The following is a 3126-nucleotide window of genomic DNA, read 5'->3' on the forward strand; positions in this document are numbered from 1 at the left end:
TGGGGACAATTTGCTTGAATACAGTGGAATGTACGATTAGAGAGGGAAGTTATCGTTTTTCTAAGATAACTCGACCGACCCAACTGCAACAAAAAGCGTTAGATTTATTGGGAGTTTCCCTGATTTGTACCCAGTAACGGGGCGATGGAAATTCTCTTAATCCCTTCTACGGCATAGGTTATGGCTTTTTGTCAACGGGGAAGTCCAGGTATACATACATTATCTGTAGCAGAAAGTGGCAGATTTAAGTAAAGAAAAGTCACAATATGACTAAAAAGAATCAATCAAAAAGATTAACGAATCAATATAAAGAGTCTAAAGGTGTAGTTGGTATATTTGGAGATGAAGTAAAATCACACGACATAACTGTTGGAAAAATTTCACTTTTTGTAATTGAACAGCTTGAAAAGGAGTTTCCTCAATTATCTTTTCAATACAAAAAGAGCATAAAAAAAGAAGAAATAAACGAAGCATTAAAGAAAATTGACCCTGAATTAGGACAAACACTTTTTGTATCAAACTCAAGTATTATACCCGATGGTGGAATAATAGAAGTAAAAGATGATAACGGTAATTGGAGAATCGTTTTAGTTTCGGAAGCTAAACATCAGGGGAAAGACATTGAAAACATCAAAGCAGGAAAACTTGTAGGAGCAAAAAATGATCAAGATTTGATGGCTGCCGGTAATGCGATAGAAAGATCCCATAAAAACATATCTGAAATCGCTAATTTGATGTTATCTGAATCTCATTTTCCCTATGTATTATTTCTGGAAGGCTCAAATTTTTTAACAGAAACTATTTCAATTAAAAGACCCGACGGAAGGTTTGTAACGCTTGAATACAATTCAGGAACGCTAAATATAGCGTTTCTGATTCACAAGAGGTACATTCCATATCCTGAACAGCTTAATCAGCAAAGGTTTAACTGTGCCGCACAGATGCGAGAACCGCTATAGATTAGATAGGTTAACTTCTGCAAATTATGGAATGCCCATTAATCCCAATTTGTGTAAAAATAAGTTTGTCAAGCATAAAGATAAAACAATTATGCTTCAAGCAACTTCTATATACACACAAGGAAATGGCGAAAAATGGGATGTCAAAAAAATGTTTGATATTATGCTTGAAATTTCTAAAACATCTCTTAAAGTATTAGGCAGTGAGATATTTAATCAGATAACCAAAAGTAAATAACTAAAACAAAGATTTATTAAATCAAAATAGGTTGAAAATGGCAAGAAATGCAACAAACGAATTATTACAAAAAGCTAAAAAATCAAAAAGTGATGAGTTTTATACACAGCTTTCAGATATAGAAAGCGAATTACAGCATTATAAAAGTCATTTTGAAAATCAAGTAGTTTATTGCAATTGCGATGACCCCCGAATTAGTAACTTTTTTAATTATTTTACCTCAAATTTCAATGAATTAGGTCTTAAAAAAATAATAACATCTTGTTATAGAGAGCAAGTAAAAAATTTATTTAATACAGAAGAAGATGAAAAAGGTTTTTTCTTTGAATATACAGGTACAGAAGGCGAAAAAAACAAACCAAGTTCAACTGACCTAGTTTACTTTAATGGAGATGGTGATTTTCGTAGTTCGGAAAGCATTGAACTATTAAAGCAGTCCGATATTGTTGTTACCAATCCCCCATTTTCATTATTCAGAGAGTATGTAGCTCAATTGGTTAAATACGATAAAAAGTTTTTGATAATTGGAAATATTAATGCAATAACCTATAAAGAAATTTTCAAACTTATTAAAGAAAACAAGGCGTGGTTAGGAATAAATCTTGGTAGAGGTATTTCAGGTTTTATTGTACCTGAACACTATGAACTATATGGAACAGAAACTCGAATAGATAACTCTGGTAATAGAATAATCTCACCGAACAATTGTTTATGGCTTACTAATTTAGATAATTTTAAGCGGCACGAAGATATAGAACTCACAAAAAGATATTTTGGCAACGAAGTTCAATATCCAAAATATGACAATTATGATGGAATTAATGTTAATAAAACACAAGATATACCAATAGACTATAAGGGATATATGGGGGTGCCAATAACATTTTTACATAAATTTAATCCCGACCAATTTGAAATAATTAAGTTCAGGAAAGGGAATGATGATAAAGATTTATCAGTAAATGGGAAATGTCCGTATTTTAGAATACTAATCAAGAATAAACGAATACAAACTGAATATATTGATTTAACTGACAAAGAAAGATAATGTATAACAAATCGTTGTACCTGACATTTTTCCGCTACGATCCAAAATATAGGTGAACTCGATCGTTATGCTCCAAAGCTAGTGCGATGTCGAAGGCACTGGGTAGCACCCCTAGATGTCGTTAGGCATTCAATCTACTTACAGATCAGAGGCAGGCATTGACAATTAATGTAGGATTAGTTAGTATGATGATCTAATGCTACCAGGCTGTCGTAAACAGTTGATGGCAATGAGTAAGAAAGTTAGCATAACCTTAGACGACGAAGTTTTGGAATTTGTAGATCGACTAGCAAGCAATCGTAGCAGCTTTATAAATGATGTTCTCTGGCAAGAGAAGAGAAGGGTTTTTATGAAAGAGCTAGAAGAAGCTTATAAAGATCAGGCCAATGATCCAGAGATGCAAGCAGAAATCTCTGTTTGGGATATTGCAGTGGGCGACGGTCTAAATGCCTAATGGAAGACTAACCTATAAGCGAGGAGAGATCTGGTGGATCGATCTGAAACCCGTTGTTGGTCATGAAACCGATAAAGAACATCCTTGCCTGATTTTACAAAACGATATTGGCAATCAAAATGGAACAACGACAGTAGTTGCTCCATTAGACCTCCTGCAAAAGTAAGTTATCGAGGCGCTATCGGGTCAAAATATCTAAAAGCTCCGATAAATTGGACATAATCTCAGGTTTTATGGATAGGATAGTTGTCTATTGTCTTTTTTCTCCTCCTGTCTCCTGTCTCGGAGTCTCCTGTCTCCTTATACCATTTTTCTTTATTCTTGGCAGGTATCTTACCCCCCCTTGCCCCCCCGACATCGGGGGGGTGGGGGGTTAGGGGTGAGGGCGATTAACCATCTCTGCCATTACTTTAGAAAAATGGTATTA

4 protein-coding genes and 1 pseudogene are annotated in these 3126 nt (G+C 34.5%); all 5 read left to right on the forward strand.

The window, feature by feature from the left end:
• Positions 1-266 precede the first annotated feature (266 nt).
• Entirely contained in the window at positions 267-959 is a 693-nt protein-coding gene (locus IQ242_RS20805) for an EcoRI family type II restriction endonuclease (protein WP_255520690.1), read from the forward strand.
• Positions 960-990: 31 nt separating this feature from the next.
• The gene (locus IQ242_RS26825; RefSeq protein ID WP_255520691.1) at positions 991-1197 is read left to right on the forward strand and encodes an EcoRI family type II restriction endonuclease; all 207 of its coding nucleotides are present in this window, start codon (positions 991-993) and stop codon (positions 1195-1197) included.
• Positions 1198-1234: 37 nt separating this feature from the next.
• Positions 1235-2245 (forward strand): adenine-specific methyltransferase EcoRI family protein, encoded by a 1011-nt coding sequence (locus IQ242_RS20810; RefSeq protein WP_193961259.1) that lies wholly within the window; start codon positions 1235-1237, stop codon positions 2243-2245.
• Between the two features lie 229 nt (positions 2246-2474).
• A complete protein-coding gene (locus IQ242_RS20815) occupies positions 2475-2699 on the forward strand; it encodes a hypothetical protein (protein WP_052278377.1) in 225 nt (74 codons plus the stop codon).
• Positions 2692-2847, forward strand: a pseudogene (locus IQ242_RS20820) (type II toxin-antitoxin system PemK/MazF family toxin); the annotation flags it as partial. The gene IQ242_RS20815 and the pseudogene IQ242_RS20820, both read left to right, overlap by 8 nt.
• Positions 2848-3126: the final 279 nt, after the last annotated feature.

Origin of the sequence: Microcystis sp. LEGE 08355 (genome assembly GCF_015207185.1) — a bacterium.
Classification (GTDB): domain Bacteria; phylum Cyanobacteriota; class Cyanobacteriia; order Cyanobacteriales; family Microcystaceae; genus Microcystis; species Microcystis panniformis.